Below are 16,961 nucleotides of genomic sequence, written 5' to 3'. Positions count from 1 at the left end.
TGCCTGCCTTCCAGACATCGTCACGGGCACACGCCCGCACCACCGGAGAACGCGGGCGAACCATCCGAGTTATGGCTAATCCGTCTTTCACTCCATCGAGTGGCATGATCATTCGAACCGCGCGCAAAGTCGTCGAATGATGAGGGAACGGCACACAAGACGTGAAGGGGATGATGATCCGATCATCACCCTCGACCGCATCACGCCCGGAGGCGGCCCCGAAAAGGCCCGCTTAGGGTGAGCGGGAGCGCGCCGTCACGCTCCGCGACGGGTCCGTACCAGGGAGGCCGACGATGCTGGTCAAGCTGTCCACCCGGCCAGCCGTGCGGCACTGCGCGGGGGCGGGAGCGCTCGCCCTGGCCGTCCTCGGCACGGGGCTTCCCGGCGCGGCCGGTCAACCGGCGCGGCCGGACCTGGCCGCGTTCTACGGGCAGCGGGTGAGCTGGACGGCCTGCGCGGGCCAGGACCGGCCCAGGGACCTCCAGTGCGGCAAGGTCACCGTCCCGCTCGACTACGCCCATCCCCGCGCCGGATCGATCTCCCTGGCCCTCGCCCGCTACCGCGCCACCGGCGCCTCCCGCGGCTCGCTGCTGCTGAACTTCGGCGGGCCGGGCGGTTCCGGCGTGGACGGGCTCGCCACCAGCGGCAAGGACTTCTTCGACCTCACCAACGGCTACGACGTGGTCGGCTTCGATCCGCGCGGCGTCGGCCACTCCTCCCCCGTGAGCTGCGGCGACGGTACCGAGCAGGCGGCGGACGCGCTGAGCCCGAGCGCCGACCTCGGCCGCCCCGGGGCCGCGTTGGACCAGCTGCGCGCGGCGGCCGAGCAGTGCACGCTGCACTCCGGGCCGGTGCTGCGCCACATAGGCACCGTGGACGCCGCCCGCGACATGGACGTCATCCGCCAGGCGCTCGGCGACCGGCGGCTGAACTACCTCGGCTTCTCCTACGGCAGCCGACTCGGCGCGGTCTACGCGGCGGAGTTCCCGCAGCGCGTGGGGCGGATGACCCTGGACGGCGTGGACACCCTCACCGAGCCGCTGTCCCAGCAGGGGGTGGTGGGCGCACAGGGGCAGCAGACGGCGCTGGACGACTTCCTCGACTGGTGCGTCACGGACATCGGCTGCCCCTTCGGCGAGGACCGGCGGAGCGCGGGCGACGAGGTCGTACGGCTGGTGCGGTCGCTGGACGAGAACCCGATGCCGACGGACTTCGGCGGCGGCTTCACCGGGCAGGACCTCGTCGGTGCCATCGGGCAGGCGCTGTACAGCAAGGAGCTGTGGCCCACGCTGGAGCGGGCGCTCTCCGCGCTGGTCGAGGACGGTGACACCCGGCGGGTGCTGGCCTTCAGCTCGGGCGGGGTCAGCGGACCGGCTCGGCCGGTGCCGTCCTCCGGCGGTCACGCGAAGGCCGGTCCGGCGGACGACGACGCCGTGCCCGCCGACAATCTCCCGGCGGCGCTCATGGCGATCAACTGCGCGGACGACCCCGACCGGCCGACCGCCGCACGGATCACCCGTGACCTGCGGGACCTACGGGCCGCGTACGAGAAGGCGTCACCGGTCTTCGGCCGCTACCGGCTCACCCAGAACCTGATGTGCTACGGCCGTCCCAAGGGCACCGACTACATCCGGGCCGAGGTCAAGAACCTGTCCTCGGCCCGGATTCTGCTCGTCGGCACGCGCGGCGACCCCGCCACGCCGTACCGGTGGGCCCAGGAGACCGCCGACCGTCTGGGCCCGGCGGCCGTGGTGCTGGACAACAAGGGTGACGGGCACACCGGTTACTCGTCCTCCCTGTGCGTCCACCACAAGGTGAACGACTTCCTGCTCTACGGCACGCTGCCCCCGAGCGGCAGTTCCTGCCCGGCGAGCGGCAAGGACTGGAGTTCCAGCGCGGGACTCGGGGGCTGAGGAGGCCTCGGTTCCGGGGGGGGCTTCCGGGCCGCCCGTTGCTGCTGCCGCGCTCCCCCCACCGGACACCGGGTCCCGCTGCCGCTCGCCCTCCCGGCCTACTCCAGCACCAGTTCCGGGGAGTACATGTCCAGCCACTGGGCCAGGTCGAGGGTGCGTTCCAGGCCCCGGCGGACCGCGTGCGAGCCGGACGGGGCGTCGGTCTCGGCGGCCCGCTTGAGCCGGTCCCGGTCCACCAGGTCGAACACGCGGTGCGACGGCTGCGCGAGCAGATCCCGCGCCTGGTCCTGGAGAGCGCTCCCGTACCGGGGGTCCTGGGTGGACGGATAGGGGCTCTTGACCCTGTCGTACACGGACTTGGGCAGGACGTCGGCGGTGGCCTCCCGGAGCAGACTCTTCTCCCGGCCGTCGAAGGATTTCAGCGCCCACGGGGTGTTGTAGACGTACTCCACGAGGCGATGGTCGCAGAACGGGACCCGGACCTCCAGGCCGACGGCCATGCTCATCCGGTCCTTGCGGTCGAGCAGGACGCGGACGAAGCGGGTGAGGTGCAGATTGCAGACGCGCCGCATCCGGAACTCGAAGTCGCTCTCGCCCTCCAGCCGCTCCACACCGGCAACGGCCTTCTTGTAGCTGTCGGCCACATAGCTGCCGACATCGAGGGAATCGACCAGCTCACGGCGGAGCACACCATTGTCGTCGCCGAAGTGGCGGCCGAACCGCACCAGCCAGGGGAAGGTGTCGGCGTTGCGTGCCTCCTCGTCGAAGAACTGGAGGTAGCCGCCGAACACCTCGTCGGCGGACTCGCCGGACAGGGCGACCGTGGACTGGTCGCGGATGGCGCGGAAGAGGAGCAGCAGGGACGCGTCCATGTCCCCGAACCCGGCGGGCAGGTCGCGGGCACGGATCACCCGCTCGCGCACGGCGGGGTCCGCGAGCGACTGGGCGTCGAGCACGATGTCCTGGTGGTCGGTGCGGGCGAGTTCGGCCACGTCGTGCACGAACGGCGTGTCGGGGGTGCCGCGCAGTTCGTCGGCGACGAAGTTCTCCGTCTGTCCGGCGAAGTCCACGGCGAAGCTGCGCACCTTGTCGCCGTTCGCGGCGAGTTCGCGGGCGGCGATGGCGGTGAGCGCGGAGGAGTCGAGGCCGCCCGAGAGCAGGGTGCAGCGGGGGACGTCCGCGACGAGTTGGCGGCGCACGATGTCGTCGAGCAGCGTGCGCACGGACGCGATCGTGGTGTCCTTGTCGTCCGTGTGCGGCCGGGTCTCCAGCCGCCAGTAGGCGCGGGCGCGCACCCCGGCGCGATCGACGGTGACCACGGTGCCGGGTTCGACCTCGCGCATGCCGTCCCACACCGCGTGGCCGGGCGTCTTGACGAAGGTGAACAGCTCGCGGAGGCCGTCGAGGGTGACGCGGTGCCGGGCCAGCGGGTTGGCGAGGATGGCCTTCGGTTCGGAGCCGAACAGCACGCCGTCGGAGGTCGGGTAGTAGTAGAACGGCTTGATGCCCATGCGGTCGCGGATCATCACCAGGCGGCCGTGCCGACCGTCCCACACGGCGAAGGCGTACATGCCGTTCAGCCGCTCCGCGACGGCCTCGCCCCACTCCAGGTATCCGTGCAGGACGACCTCGGTGTCGGAGTCGGTGGTGAACCGGTGTCCCCGGTCGGTGAGTTCGCGGCGGAGTTCGGTGAAGTTGTAGGTCTCGCCCGAGTAGACGAGGGCGAGGTTGCCCTCGGGGGTGCTCAGCGACATCGGCTGACGCCCGCCGGGGAGGTCGATGATGGCGAGCCGACGGTGTCCGAGCGCGGCCGGGCCCTCCGCCCAGGTACCCCGGTCGTCCGGGCCTCGGCAGGCCATCGTCTCGGTCATCGCATGCAATGCGGTGGACTCGGTGGTCAGGTCACGCTCGAAGGAGACCCATCCGGTGATGCCGCACATGCGTACCTCCTGCCTCGGGCTCCCGGCCGACCGCCCCGTTCACCTGCGCGTTCCCAGGTGTGCGAGGTCCGGCCGCAGAACCATTTGTATCGAGCACCTATATGTCGAGCGTCCATCGGGCGACGGCTGCGGTCAACATCGCCGTAACACGCGCGGGGCGCGCGCCCCGACGATTCCGGCCGCGCTTTGCCTGCCCGGAACCACCACGGACCCGGCCCGCTCGGGGCCCGGCGGCGGGAACCGGCCAAGGGCAAAGACTTCTCCAAACCGGGCGGACGGGGCGGGGAGCGAAGCGGGACGAGGCGCGAGGAGGGACGAGGCTGGGGCGCGTCGGAGGGGAGCGCCCACAGGCGGGGGCACATGTGCGCCCGCCCGTGGGGGCGGGGCATACATGCGGCGACCACATACGGTGCGGGCGCCACGCGTGTCCCGACCCCACGTGTCCCACGCACACTGGGCCCCCACCCGTGGCGCCCGCACCCACACTCACACACACGGCACCGCGGCCCCTCACCTCACGTGTCCAAACAGCCACCCACAGGCGCCACTTACGGCCCAGAAGACCCGTTCCGCCCCGCATGCCGGGCCGCTGATTCCGACCTATCGTGCTTGTCATGGAGCACGCACTGAGTCCCGCCGTCCTCGCCGAACTGCGGCGTCCGCGCATCTATCCGGCGGTGTCCGTGCTGACGCCGACCCATCGCCGCGAGCGCGGCAACGGCCAGGACCCCGTCCGGCTCCGCAATGTGGTGAACGAGGCGCGCAAGCGCCTGGAGGCGGACCCCGCCGTCACCCGTGAACGGCGCGCCGAGGTGGAGGCGGAGCTGGACCGGGCGCTGGCCGAGGTCGATCTCGCGCACGCCGAGGACGGCTTGGTGATCTTCGCGGCGCCGGGTGAGCATCAGGTCTGGTCGCTGGGCCGCAGCGTGCCCGAGCGGGTGGTGCTGTCCGACACGTTCCTCACCCGCAACCTCGTCTCGGCACAGGCGGCCGAGCGGCCGTTCTGGGTGCTGTCGCTCGCCGCGGACCGCGTCACGCTGTGGAGCGGCGGTCCCGACCGGGTGGTGGAGCACCGCGCCGACGGGTTCCCGCTGCTCCGGCGGCGGGACAACTTCGACGCCGAGCGGCGGGAGCGGGTCGGGGACCAGCCGAGCACCTTCCGCGACGAGGACACCCGGCAGTTTCTGCGCCAGGCGGACGGGATCGCGCGGGATCTACTGCGTGCCCATCGCCGCCCCCTTTACATCACCGGCGAGCAGGCCGCGCTGGCCCTGCTGAACGAGATCGGCGGCCCGGCGCGTACGGCAGTGGAGCTGGCGCACGGAGGTCTCGCGGACGCGGGACCCGATGCCGTGTGGCAGGCGCTGCTGCCGATACGGGCCGCGGAGGCCCGTGCCGATGTCGCCTCCGTGCTGCGCGAGCTGACCTCGGCGCGCGGGCACCGCACCTACGCGGCCGGGGTGGACGAGCTGTGGCAGAACGCGCGGGAGGGCCGGGTCCGGCTGCTCGCGGTCGAGGAGAACTACCGCACCGCCGTCCGTGACGACGGCGACCACCTGGTGCCCGCCGCACCGGGCGACTTGGACGCACGGGACGACATCGTGGACGAAATCGTCGAACAGTGCCTGGAGACCGCCGCCGCCGTGCGCTTCGTACCGGACGGGACGCTGGGCGAAGCGGGCGGAATGGCGGGAGTGCTCCGCTACTGAGACCGGCCGCCACACCCACGTCACCGCACCAGGGCGCACCCGCGTCACCGCGCCCCGTCACCACACTCCGCCGTACTCGCCCCGCCGCACTCGCGCCACCACACCCCCGAACGCGCCCCGCGTACGCTACGGCGTGATCGTCGGCGGCGGGCCCCGGCCGGACCGGATCGGATCAGCGGGCCCGTCCGGTGGGAGAACGGGAAGAGGAGTACGCGCGTGGGAGACCTGCTCGGGGTGGCCGTACTGGGTGCCGGACACATGGGTGCGGACCACATACGGCGCCTGAATTCCGTGGTCGGCGGAGCCAGGGTGGTGGCCGTGGCCGACCCCGACGGGGAGCGGGCCCGGGACGCGCTGGCGGGTATCGACGGGGCCTCGGTGCACACGGACTGGGCAGCGGCGCTGGACGCCCCGGGTGTGGAGGCGGTACTGATCGCGTCGCCCGGTCCGGCTCACGAGGAGGCACTCCTCGCGGCCTTCGCGCGCGGGCTGCCCGTCCTGTGCGAGAAGCCCATGTCGCCGGACTCCACCGGTGCCCTGCGGGTGGTGGAGGCGGAAGCCAGGCTCGGCCACCGGCTGGCCCAGGTCGGTTTCATGCGCCGGTACGACACGGAGTACACGCGCCTGAAGTCGCTGCTCGACGGTGGGTCCCTGGGCCGCCCGCTAATGCTGCACTGCACGCATCGCAACGTCTCCTCCCCCGGCCACTTCACCAGCGCCATGCTGATCAACAGCTCGGTGTCGCACGAGATCGACGCGGCCCGCTGGCTGCTCGGGCAGGAGTTGACGGCGGTCACCGTGCTGCGGCCCACCTCGTCGTCGGGCGCGCCCGAGGGGCTGACCGATCCGCAGTTCGCACTGTTCGAGACGGAGCGCGGCGCGCTCGTGGACGTGGAGATCTTCGTCAACTGCGGTTTCGGCTATCAGGTGCGCTGCGAGGCCGTCTGCGAGGCGGGCAGCGCCCGGATCGGTGAGGACGGCGGGATGCTGGTCACGGGCGCGGGGCGCGCTGCCCACGAGGTGCCGCAGGACTACCTCGTCCGGTTCGCGGACGCCTACGACCGTGAGGTGCGGTCGTGGGTGGACGCCACTCGGGCCGGCCGGGTCACCGGTCCGAGCACCTGGGACGGCTACGCGGCCTCGGCGGTGGCGGAGGCGGGCGTCCGCTCACTGGAGAAGGGCGGCCGGGTCGCCGTGGAACTCGCCGAGCGACCGGCCCTGTTCGCCCAGCCCGGAATAGCGAACACCTGACCGTCGAACACGCGACCGCGAGCGACCCGGATGGCGTCCGCCATGACGCAAGTCCCTTATTCTCTCTACGACTTGGCCATGCGGACGGGTACGCGGTCCGCGTACCCGGTTCACACCGGGAAGACTCTGGCATATGCCAGAAGCACCGCCGTATCGTGTGTTGCCAAATCCCTTACGGGGCCTCGCGGCCTGTGCCACAGTCGTAGCGGCCCCCACCTCTCCCCCGGCCGTACCGTCCTCATCGGAGTGCGTCATGTCGTACCCCACCCCCGCGGACCGCCCGTCCGCCCACCCATCGGGCCACGGCCCGGTGGAGGCGTTGATACACCAGACGCGGCGGCTCCGGGGCGATGTGTACGCGGTACGGCGGGACACACGCGGCGGTGGCGGTACGACTCCCGAGGAGCGCTGGCAGCGAGCGCTCTACGACCTCGCCCTCCACCAACTCGAAGACCTCGACGCCCACTTGGCACAACTGCGGGACGGCCCGGAGGCGGGCGGCGCACGGGAGCACCCCGATGCCGACGCAGGAGCACTCCCGGCCGGGACCGCGGCTCCACCCACCGGTTCGCTGCTCAGCCGGGTCGGCAGCGCGGAGTGGAACCTCCTCACGTCCGAGGTGAGTTGGTCCGCCGAGCTGTACCAGATCCTCGGCCGGGACCCCGCGCGTCCGGCACCCACGCTGGACGAACTCCCCTCCCTGATAGCCCTGGAGGACCGTCCGAAGCTCACCACCATGCTCACCGACTGCCTGGTGGACGGACGCCCCATCGACGGCGAGTTCCGCGCCCTCCGGCTCGACGGCTCGGTACGGACCGTGCATCTGATGGGCGAACCCGTGCTCGGCCCGGACGGCAGTGCCCTCTCCATGTGGGCCGTGGTGCGCGACGTCAGCGAACTGCGGCGCCACCGGCGCACGGTGCGCGAGACACGCGACTCCGCGCAGCGGCAGTTCCGGGAGACCACGCCCCCGAACGCCGTCGGGTACGCCGTCCCACGCACCCTGGACCTCGCCACCCGCCAACTCCCCTCCACGGCGGGTGTTTCGAGCGGTTGGCAGTGGTGTGACGGGCTCGAACTTCCGGACGGGACAGCTCTGTTGAGCACCGGCGACTTCCCCGACGTACAGAGAACCACCACCGGGTACGGCGCCGACATGCTGCTCGGCGCCGTGCGCGGGCTGGCTCTCGCGGGCACCGGTCCGGGCCTCCTCCTCGGCCTGCTGGACCACCTGCCCGACTCGGGCGCGCGAACCGCGTCGCACAGCACCGTCTGCTGTCGCTACCACCACGCCACCCGCACCCTGACCTGGGCGTGCGGCGGTGGCCCCGCCCCGCTGCTGTTTCGCGGCGGGACGGGGCGGGTGCTGGCCGCACCGGAGGGCGCGCGCGGCGGCGGGCTGCCCGGAACCGCCTACGCGCAGACCGAGACGACCCTCGAACCCGGCGATGTGCTCCTGCTGCACACCGGGTCACCGGCCGCAGGGCGGCGGACGGACACCGTCGCCCGGCTACTCGCCCTCGCCCCGCGCCTGAGCGCGGCCCGCAGCGCGCAGGAGTGCGCGCGTGCGACAGCGGCGGAGTTCGGCGCGGCGGCACGCGAACGGGACGCGCGGATACTCGTCGCCCGGGTCACCGGCTGAGACGACCGGCCCCTCCACCGGTCGGCCCGAGCGCGCCGGACACCGTGCCCGACCACCTCGTACCGCGTCAGCCAACTGCGCACCGCGCGGCGGATGTTCGCCGCGCATCGTCGCTGTGCCGCTCAACCGCCCTATGCCTGCGCGGTGTTGCCTCCCTTGCCGCGCCTCGGCCTCGGCAGGGCCCGCTGGATCTCCTCCCGCAGTTGGCTGATCCTCGGGTAGTCGGAGTACGCGGCGGTGAGCCGGTACATCTGCCGGAGCCGGTCCCAGGTGCGGCGGGAGGAGTTGGAGCCCATCGACATCAGTGCCAACCGGGCGTAGCGGTCGGCCTGTTCGGGGTCGTTGGCGATGAAGCAGGCCGAGGCCATCGACAGGTGGTCGAAGATCTTCGACCGCTCGCGCCCGTCCACGCGCAGGGCGAGCGCCTTCTCGGCGTAGTGCTGGGCCTGCGCCGCCGCGTCCGGGTCGAACTCCGCGAGCGTGCGGTAGGCCAGGGCCTGCATGCCGTACAGATCCTCGTCCTTGAAGGTCTGCATCCAGTCCGGCGTGCGTTCGTCCTGCCGGTCGGAGACGAACAGGTCCTCCGCCCGGCCGAGCGTGCGGCGCATGGCCTGGCCCTTGCCCATCGACGCCTGTGCCCACGCCTCGATGGTGTGGAACATCGCCCGTGTACGCGGCTGGAGTCCGTCGCCCGAGCCGGACTGGGCGAGTTTCATCAGGTGCAGGGCCTCGTCGGGACGGCCCAGGTGCACCATCTGCCGGGCCGCGCGGGAGAGCGCCTCCCCGGCGCGCGGCCGGTCGCCGCCCTCGCGGGCCGCGTGCGCGGCGATGACGAAATACTTCTGCGCGGTGGGTTCCAGGCCCACGTCGTGCGACATCCAGCCCGCCAGGACGGCGAGGTTGGCGGCGACGCCCCACAGGCGCCGCTGGAGGTGGGCCGGGTGATGGTAGGCGAGCATGCCGCCCACCTCGTTGAGCTGGCCCACGACGGCCTTGCGCTGCAGGCCGCCGCCACGAGCGGCGTCCCAGGCGCGGAAGACCTCGACGGAGCACTCCAGTTCCTCGACCTCCTCGGACCCGACGGGGGCCGCTTCGTAGCGGTCGAATCCGGCGGGGTCGGCGTGCAGGGGGTCGTCGAGGACAGGTGCGTCGGACTTCAGGGTGGGGTCGGTGTGCAGCCAGTCGTGCATGGCACTGCTGAGTGAGCTTCCCGCGGCGAGCGCGGCACCCGCGCCCACCAAGCCGCGTCGGTTGAGCATGAGGTCCATTCCCGTGAATTCGGTGAGGACCGCGGCCGTACGTTCGGGCGCCCACGGCACTCCGTCGGGATGTTCCTCTTTCCCGTCGCCGCGCCGTCTGCCCGTGCGCCCTTGCCGTACCAGACCGAGATCCTCGATGGTCACGACACGGCCGAGACGCTCGGTGAACAGGGCTGCCAGCACCCGCGGCACCGGATCGCGCGGGATCTCTCCCATGTCGATCCACCGCCGCACCCGTGAGGTGTCGGTCGAAAGCTGGGGGTGGCCCATCGCCGCCGCCTGCTTGTTGACCTGCCTCGCGAGTTCGCCCTTGGACCAGCCGGCCAGGCCGAACAGGTCCGCGAGGCGGGTGTTGGGTTGTCCGCTCACGTCAAGCCCCCAGGTTCTCGGCTGAGTTGACAGTAGCCCCGCGGAGGTTGCCGAGCGACTATTCGCCAGGGTTCGCCAGGGTGCGCCAGATGGTGTGCCACTGGTCAACGGGTGTCAGGTAGGAATGCGCCACCCCGACCCGGTCACCACTTCATATGACAGAAGCATTTCCCCAGGATGCGACGGCCGACCGGGCCGGGAGGGCGTGTACCGGGACCACACAACCACCTCGTACGCACAGGGGCGGACCACATGGTCCCGGACCACACATATCGGCTTCGACAGCACCGACAGTCAGGCATCGCAGGCACACGAAGGGATCTGTATCTCCCATGTACGCAGCATCGTCCTCCGTGTCCGCCCCGCCCCGGCCGCTGCGCACCCGCACCGCGGGCGGCGGACCCTACCTCGAACCGGCGGCGCGGCCGGGAGCGCCCCTCCTGGGCACGGTCCGGACACGCCGTGTGCCGGGGCGTCCCGGCACCCAGCCGCTGAGCGGACGGCTGGACCTCTCCGGGCCGCAGGGCGCCCAACTGCGCACCGCCATCGCCTCGGTGCACCGCATCTGCCCGGAGTTCGCTCCGGTGCAGGTACTGCGCCGCGGCGGACGCTCGGTCCTCCTGGTGGGTACGACCGGCCGGGCCACGGCCGTCGCCAAGTGCCTGCTCGACCCCTCCCCCGCGCGGGCGGACCGCATCCGGCACGAGATAGCCGCGTACCGCTCGTTCGTCCGGCACCGCCCGCCGGTCCGGGTGCCCCGGCTGATCGCGGCGGACCCGGACAACGGCGTCCTGGTCATCGAGCGGATGCCCGGCCGGGTGGCGGCGCTCCAGCGGCATCCCGGCGAGGCACCGCCCCGCGCGGACGTCCGGACCGCGCTCGGCGCGATCTGCCGGCTGAACGCCTGGCGGCCCCCGGCGGGCACCTTCGGCACACCGCTCGACTACGCGGGGCGCATCAACCGCTTCCACGAGCTGGGCCTGCTCACCGACCGGGACCTGGGCGACCTGCAGAAACTGATGCACGGCATCGCGCACGCGGCCGGACGCCAGGGCATGGGGCAGTTCTGTCACGGTGACGCGCTGCTCTCCAACATCCTGCTGTCTCCCGCCGGTCCGGTACTGGTGGACTGGGAGCACGCCGGTTGGTATCTGCCGGGCTACGACCTGGCGACCCTGTGGATGGTGCTCGGCGAGGACCCGGTGGGCCGCCGTCAGATCAGTCAGATCGCCCAGTCGGGCGGGCCCGCCGCGCGTGACGCCTTCCTGGTGAACCTGATGCTCGTCCTGACCCGCGAGATCCGCACGTACGAGACGGCCGTGCAGCGTTCGCTGCACGAGACGGCTCCGGTCGCGGGCGGCGGCACGCAGACCGGTCCGGCCGCGCCCTCCGGTGAGGAACAGCGGCTCCTGCTGCGGCGGCTGCACGACGACTGCCAGATGGCCCGGCGGGCCGTACGAGCGGCCGTCGGCACCCGCTGACGGGGGCGAAGGTCCGCGGTGCGCCCTGAGCGGCGGCGCACCGCGGACCTTCGCGCGTCCGGGGACAGGCGTGACGGGCGCGGCCGACATAGATCCAGCCCATATAGACGCCACCCACACAGGTGTGGCCCACACAAGTACCGCCGACATGGGAACGGGTCCCCGTGTAAACAGGCACGGGGACCCGTATACGAGGCCCACACAACATCGACACTTTCCCTATGACCGCCGCACATGTGGTGCGGCCACTGGTGTACTCCACTGACGCTCCGCAGGCCCGAGGGCTGCCGGGCGGAAACTCGCCGGACCCCCTGTGACATGGGAAATCGCGCTTCACCGAGCATCATTGACGGATCGTCGGCCAGCCGGTACCACTGATCCGTTCCGGCGCCGTACCCCCCGCCGCCCACCCGTCACAGGAGGCCGCATCTTGCGAGCACTCGCCACCGCCCCCACGCCCCCGCCCGGCCGCAGAATCCTGCGGCGGTCCGCAGGCCCGCTCGCCTGCGCGGCTCTGCTGCTCCCGCTGCTCGGTGCCGCCCCGGCGCAGAGCGCCCCGGCCCCGGCGACCCCCGGCGCCGCTGGTCCCGCGCAGGGGCTCCAGCACGCCTTCGCCGACGCCGCGAGCCAGTACCACGTACCGCAGAGCGTGCTGCTCGCCGTGTCGTACCTCCAGTCCCGCTGGGACACGCACGCCGGGGCGCCCAGCGTCAGCGGCGGCTACGGCCCCATGCACCTCACCGACGCCCGTACCGCGCTGGCCGCTACCGAGCACCTGGCCGAGGGCAGTGAGGACGCGCGCGGCGACAGCTCCCGCCCCGCCCTGCACCCGAAGGCGAAGGTGCCCGCCGAGTCGGCGCTCCCGGCCCGGCTCAGGACGCTGCCCCGCGCGGCCGGACTCACCGGGCTGTCCGCCAAGACGCTGCGCACCGACGCCGCCGCGAACATCCGGGGCGGCGCAGCGCTGCTCGCCGCCGCGCAGCACGAGCTGGGCGAGCCGACCAGCGCCGATCCGGCGGACTGGTACGGCGCGATCGCCCGGTTCTCCGGCGCCGACGACACCGCGACCGCCGCCCGGTACGCCGACGACGTGTTCGACGTACTGCGCACCGGCGAGCACCGGACCACCGACGCCGGGCAGACGGTCACCCTGGCCGCGCTGCCCCGACTGACGCCGGACACCGGGCAGTTGAAGCGGACCGGGCTGCGCACCCGGAAGGCGGACGGCGCGGAGTGCCCGTCGAACGTCTCCTGCGAGTGGATTCCGGCGCCGTACTCCCAGTTCGGGGACGACGACTACGGCAACCACGACCTGGGCGACCGGCCCACCTCGCAGCGCATCAAGTACATCGTCGTCCACGACACCGAGGGTGCCTGGGACGGCGTACTGAACCTGGTCCAGGACCCCACCTATGTGTCGTGGAACTACACGATCCGCTCGACCGATGGGCTGATCGCCCAGCACGTCAAGGCGAAGGACGTGGCCTGGCACGCGGGCAACTGGGACATCAACGCCCGGTCCGTGGGCATCGAACACGAGGGTTTCCTGGTGTCGCCGGACGCCTGGTACACGGAGGCGATGTACCGCTCGTCGGCACGGCTGGTGTCGTACCTGGCGCGGACGTACGGCATTCCGCTGGACCGGCAGCACATCCTGGGCCATGACAACGTGCCCGGACCGACCACGTCCACGATCCCCGGCATGCACACCGACCCGGGGCCGTACTGGGACTGGCGGCACTACTTCGAGCTGCTGGGCCACCCCTTCAAGCGGACCGGGCTGCGCAACGCGGCGGCGGTGACGGTGATGCCGGACTACGCCGCCAACCGGCCGGTGTACACGGGCTGCACGACCAAGGGCGAGCCCTGCGCGGCCCACGGCTCCAGCGAGGTGCGGCTGTACTCGGACCACGACGTCAACGCGCCGCTGATCAAGGACGCGGGCCTCGGCACCACCCCGACGACCGACGTGAACGACCTGTCGTCGCGGATCTCCACGGGCCAGCAGTACGCGGTCGCGGACCACTGGGGCGACTGGACCGCCATCTGGTACCTGGGCCAGAAGGCGTGGTTCCAGAACCCGGCGAAGCAGCCCGTCGCGCTCCCGGCGACCACGCTGACGATCACCCCGAAGGACGGCGCGACCAGCGTCCCCGTCTACGGGCGCGCCTACCCGGAGAAGGAGGCGTACCCGGCGGGCGTACCCGTGCAGTCCGTGGTCCCGCTGCCGTACACGATCCCGGCGGGGCAGAAGTACGTCGTCGGTGACGAGATGCCGGGGCAGTACGACTATTCGGCGACGTTCAGCACCGATTCGCACCGGGTGGTGACCGGCAAGGACATGTACTACGAGATCCAGTACGGGCACCGGGTGGCGTTCGTACGGGCGGCGGACGTGCGGCTGGTGAAGTAGGCGGTACGACGGACGGGCGCCCGCGGGAGTGAGATCCCGCGGGCGCCCTTCCGTGTGGGCCGTCCCGTGGTCAGCCCTGCTGGAAGAGTTCCGCCGGAAGCGGCTTGAGCAGGGCGTACAGGTCGTCGGTGATGGGGCGGTCCCAGGCTGCGATGGTGACCAGGACGCCGTCGCTGCGGTCGAACTGGACGCAGGAGATCCGGCTTTCGGAGAGCTTCAGCCTCCGCACGATCAGCAGATTGTCACCCTGGAGGACGGGGGTGTCCTCGCTGCCGACGACGGTGATCTCCTCGTCGTTCTCCAGCGCGACCAGCAGTTGCCCGACCTCGAACGGGATCTCGTCCTCGGCGACCTCACGGGCCGGGGAGCCCTCGGGCAGATTACCGATGATCATGGCGGGGCCACGTCCGCCGAAGAGGTCGTAGCGCAGGAACACGCCCTGGCAGGTGCCGTCGGCGGCGGGCAGCAGACCGGCGCCGAGATTTCCGGGCCAGTCACCCGGATCCATTGCCAGCACGTCGAAGTCGGGTCCGGCGGGGGTGGCGCTGCGGCGGCGGAGGAACGACATGCCGCAATGGTACGTGCAGGCGGGCGTCCGGCGACGCGCGGGCGCCGCCCGGAGGACACCGTCGTACGGCCGCGCCGGAACCCGCCCCGGCCGGGCTCCGGGCGGCGGGTCTCACTCCTCCCCGGCGGGCGCGGGCGGTACGACGGCGATGGGGCTCGCGGCGTGCAGCAGGACCGCCTGGGTGACCGAGCCCGTCATCCGGCCAGGAGCCAGCAGGCGGCGCCGGTGGCGGCCGACGACCACGAGGCGGGCGCCCCCGGACGCGGCGACGAGGTGCCCGGCGGCGTCACCGGGCAGCACGCGGATCTCGGTGCGGACGCCCGGATACCGCTCCTGGTGCGGTGCGAGGAACCGCTCGGTCAGCGTGCGGGTCTCCTGCTCCACCGACTGCTGCTCCACGGGCACCGGCATCATCTGGCCGGGCGCCGACCACGTCTGCTGCGGCCACGGGTAGGCGGCGATCACCTCGACGCGGGCCGCCTCTCCGGCGGCCTCGGCGAACGCGAAGTCCAGGGCCGCGTCGTCCGGGCTGTCCACGTGCACGCCGAGCACGACACGGGGTCCGGGCGCGTTCGTACCGTCGCCGGTCGCCCGGCGGTCGGGGCGCGGTACGACGACGACCGGGCAGTCGGCGTCCCGCGCGGCGGCGACGCCGTTGGAGCCGAGCAGCAGGCTGGCGAAGCCACCCCGGCCACGCGAGCCGAGCACCAACAGGGCCGCGTCCTGGCCGAGTTCGGGCAGCACGGCGGAGGGTACGCCCTCCACGGCGACGTACTCGACGGCCGCGAGTCCGGTCGCGTCCCCGATCCGGGCACGTGCCTGGTCGAGCACCGGATCGCCCTCCACCTCGGGCAGGTCCGCGATCATCACGTCGCCCTGCCCCCAGGCGGCGAACTGGCGGACGTGCACCACCCGCAGCGGTGCCGCGCGGCGGCGGGCCGCGTCCACGGCCCAGTCCAGGGCGCGGTCGCTGTCGTCGGAACCGTCCACCGCGGCGATGACCGGCGCGCTGCTCATCTTCCTCACCTCCGGGTCACGACCTGTGCGTCGCGGTGCCAGCCTCGCGCAGGCGGAGGCCCTGGCACCGCGCCACGGGTCGCGTGTCCGGAATCGGGGGTCCGACTCCCCCCGGTCGGCTCCCGGCGCGGGTGCGCCGGACCGGGCGGGAGGCGGACCGGGCGCGCGGCGAACCGGGCGCGCGGCGGGACTCAGGTGAGGTCGAACTCGCCCTCGCGGGCGCCGGAGACGAAAGCTCCCCACTCCGCCGGGGTGAAGATGAGCGAGGGGTTGTCGGGGCGGTCACCGTTGCGCATGGCGATGAAGCCCTCGACGAAGGCGATCTCGACGTCGCCCAGCCCTCTGCTGCTCGACTGCCAATCGGCTCCGCTGAGGTCAAGCTCCGGCTTGTCCCAGCCCATGACCGGCCTCTGCTGGGTGGTGCTCTCGGTCACGTCCGTGCTCCTCCCGGTTCGTCGTCCCCGGCCAGCCTAGCGAGCGGGCGGGGACGCCGACAGGGCCTGTGGACAAACCCTGTGGATAACCGGTGACCGGGCAAAGGGCAGTCCGGGGGCGGCCGGTCGGGCACCCGAGTGGGGCCCGGTGTCAGGTCCCGGTGTTATCGGGTTCCCGGGCCATCAAGTCCCCGTGTCCTCAGGTTCCCGAGAACGAGATCTCGCCGCTGCGGTCCACGAAGCGACCGGAGGCTGCTCCGGGGCCCTCGGTGGCGAGCGCGACGACGGCGTCGGTGCCCTCGGTGACGGTCTGCGGGCCTGAGTGCGCGTTGAGATCGGTGGCCGTGTAACCGGGGTCGGCCGCGTTGAAGCGGACGTCCGGCAGTGCCTTGGCGTACTGCGTGGTGAGCATGGTCAGCGCGGCCTTGGACGCGCAGTACAGCGGGGTGACCACGGTGGACTCGACGCGGTCGGGGTCGTGGGTGAAGGCGAGCGAGCCCAGCCCGCTGGTGACGTTGATGACCGAGGGGTCGGACGAGCGGCGCAGCAGGGGCATGAACGCGGTGGTGGTGCGGACCACGCCCACGAGGTTGACGTCCAGCACGCCCTGGATGTCGGCGGCGCTGTAGGTGGCGGCGTCCACGCCCCAGGGACCGGCGATACCGGCGTTGTTGATGAGGACGTCGATCGACCCCTCGTGCGCGGCGACATCCGCGGCTGCGGCGGTCACCGAGGCATCGTCGGTGACATCGATTCGCACGAAGCGGGCGCCGAGCGCGGTGGCGGCCTTCTCGCCCTGCTCGGCGTCGCGCGCCCCGACCAGTACGGTGTGGCCCTGCTCCACCAGACGGCGGGCCGTCTCGTAGCCGAGTCCCTTGTTGGCTCCGGTGATAAAGGTGATCGTCATGGAACCATTGTTGGCCCATGCGCCCGGGGCGGCCAGGGATGCCTGAACGGTAGGACCC

Annotated in this window: 12 protein-coding genes; 6 read left to right on the top strand and 6 right to left on the bottom strand. The window is 72.1% G+C overall.

Going from position 1 to position 16,961, the window contains the following annotated elements:
• Positions 1-293 precede the first annotated feature (293 nt).
• Positions 294-1,913 (top strand): alpha/beta hydrolase, encoded by a 1,620-nt coding sequence (locus tag KUM39_RS01200; RefSeq protein WP_217783399.1) that lies wholly within the window; start codon positions 294-296, stop codon positions 1,911-1,913.
• Positions 1,914-2,011: 98 nt separating this feature from the next.
• On the opposite strand, the gene asnB is transcribed toward KUM39_RS01200, so the two are convergent.
• Positions 2,012-3,853, bottom strand: a complete 1,842-nt coding sequence (asnB, locus tag KUM39_RS01195) for an asparagine synthase (glutamine-hydrolyzing) (RefSeq protein WP_217783398.1) — start codon at positions 3,851-3,853, stop codon at positions 2,012-2,014.
• A 614-nt stretch (positions 3,854-4,467) separates the two neighbouring features.
• Here asnB and KUM39_RS01190 point away from each other — a divergent pair.
• The 3 genes from KUM39_RS01190 (at position 4,468) to KUM39_RS01180 (ending at position 8,455) form a co-directional block, all read left to right on the top strand.
• Complete coding sequence (locus KUM39_RS01190; protein WP_217783397.1) at positions 4,468-5,562, top strand: baeRF3 domain-containing protein; 1,095 nt, start codon at positions 4,468-4,470, stop codon at positions 5,560-5,562.
• 216 nt (positions 5,563-5,778) lie between these two features.
• The gene (locus KUM39_RS01185) at positions 5,779-6,813 is read left to right on the top strand and encodes a Gfo/Idh/MocA family protein (protein ID WP_217783396.1); all 1,035 of its coding nucleotides are present in this window, start codon (positions 5,779-5,781) and stop codon (positions 6,811-6,813) included.
• 253 nt (positions 6,814-7,066) lie between these two features.
• The gene (locus KUM39_RS01180; protein ID WP_217783395.1) at positions 7,067-8,455 is read left to right on the top strand and encodes a SpoIIE family protein phosphatase; all 1,389 of its coding nucleotides are present in this window, start codon (positions 7,067-7,069) and stop codon (positions 8,453-8,455) included.
• Positions 8,456-8,586: 131 nt separating this feature from the next.
• Here the strand turns inward: KUM39_RS01180 and KUM39_RS01175 are convergent, their stop codons facing one another.
• Positions 8,587-10,083 (bottom strand): DNA-binding protein NsdB, encoded by a 1,497-nt coding sequence (locus KUM39_RS01175; RefSeq protein WP_217783394.1) that lies wholly within the window; start codon positions 10,081-10,083, stop codon positions 8,587-8,589.
• Between the two features lie 332 nt (positions 10,084-10,415).
• On the opposite strand from KUM39_RS01175, the gene KUM39_RS01170 reads away from it, so the two are divergent.
• Both KUM39_RS01170 and KUM39_RS01165 read left to right on the top strand, forming a co-directional pair.
• The gene (locus KUM39_RS01170; RefSeq protein ID WP_217783393.1) at positions 10,416-11,564 is read left to right on the top strand and encodes an aminoglycoside phosphotransferase family protein; all 1,149 of its coding nucleotides are present in this window, start codon (positions 10,416-10,418) and stop codon (positions 11,562-11,564) included.
• Positions 11,565-11,994: 430 nt separating this feature from the next.
• Positions 11,995-13,977, top strand: a complete 1,983-nt coding sequence (locus tag KUM39_RS01165) for an N-acetylmuramoyl-L-alanine amidase (RefSeq protein ID WP_217783392.1) — start codon at positions 11,995-11,997, stop codon at positions 13,975-13,977.
• A gap of 70 nt (positions 13,978-14,047) precedes the next feature.
• On the opposite strand, the gene KUM39_RS01160 is transcribed toward KUM39_RS01165, so the two are convergent.
• From KUM39_RS01160 to KUM39_RS01145, 4 genes are all read right to left on the bottom strand, one after another.
• Complete coding sequence (locus KUM39_RS01160; protein ID WP_217783391.1) at positions 14,048-14,545, bottom strand: hypothetical protein; 498 nt, start codon at positions 14,543-14,545, stop codon at positions 14,048-14,050.
• A gap of 111 nt (positions 14,546-14,656) precedes the next feature.
• A complete protein-coding gene (locus tag KUM39_RS01155; RefSeq protein WP_217783390.1) occupies positions 14,657-15,562 on the bottom strand; it encodes a universal stress protein in 906 nt (301 codons plus the stop codon).
• A gap of 191 nt (positions 15,563-15,753) precedes the next feature.
• The gene (locus KUM39_RS01150; RefSeq protein ID WP_217783389.1) at positions 15,754-15,996 is read right to left on the bottom strand and encodes a DUF397 domain-containing protein; all 243 of its coding nucleotides are present in this window, start codon (positions 15,994-15,996) and stop codon (positions 15,754-15,756) included.
• A 199-nt stretch (positions 15,997-16,195) separates the two neighbouring features.
• Positions 16,196-16,903, bottom strand: a complete 708-nt coding sequence (locus tag KUM39_RS01145; RefSeq protein ID WP_217783388.1) for an SDR family NAD(P)-dependent oxidoreductase — start codon at positions 16,901-16,903, stop codon at positions 16,196-16,198.
• Positions 16,904-16,961 lie beyond the last annotated feature (58 nt).

The sequence above is a fragment of the Streptomyces corallincola genome, assembly GCF_019104725.1.
GTDB lineage: Bacteria > Actinomycetota > Actinomycetes > Streptomycetales > Streptomycetaceae > Streptomyces > Streptomyces corallincola.
Note: the sequence above shows the minus strand (reverse complement) of the source record. Positions and strands in the feature narration are given on the sequence as shown.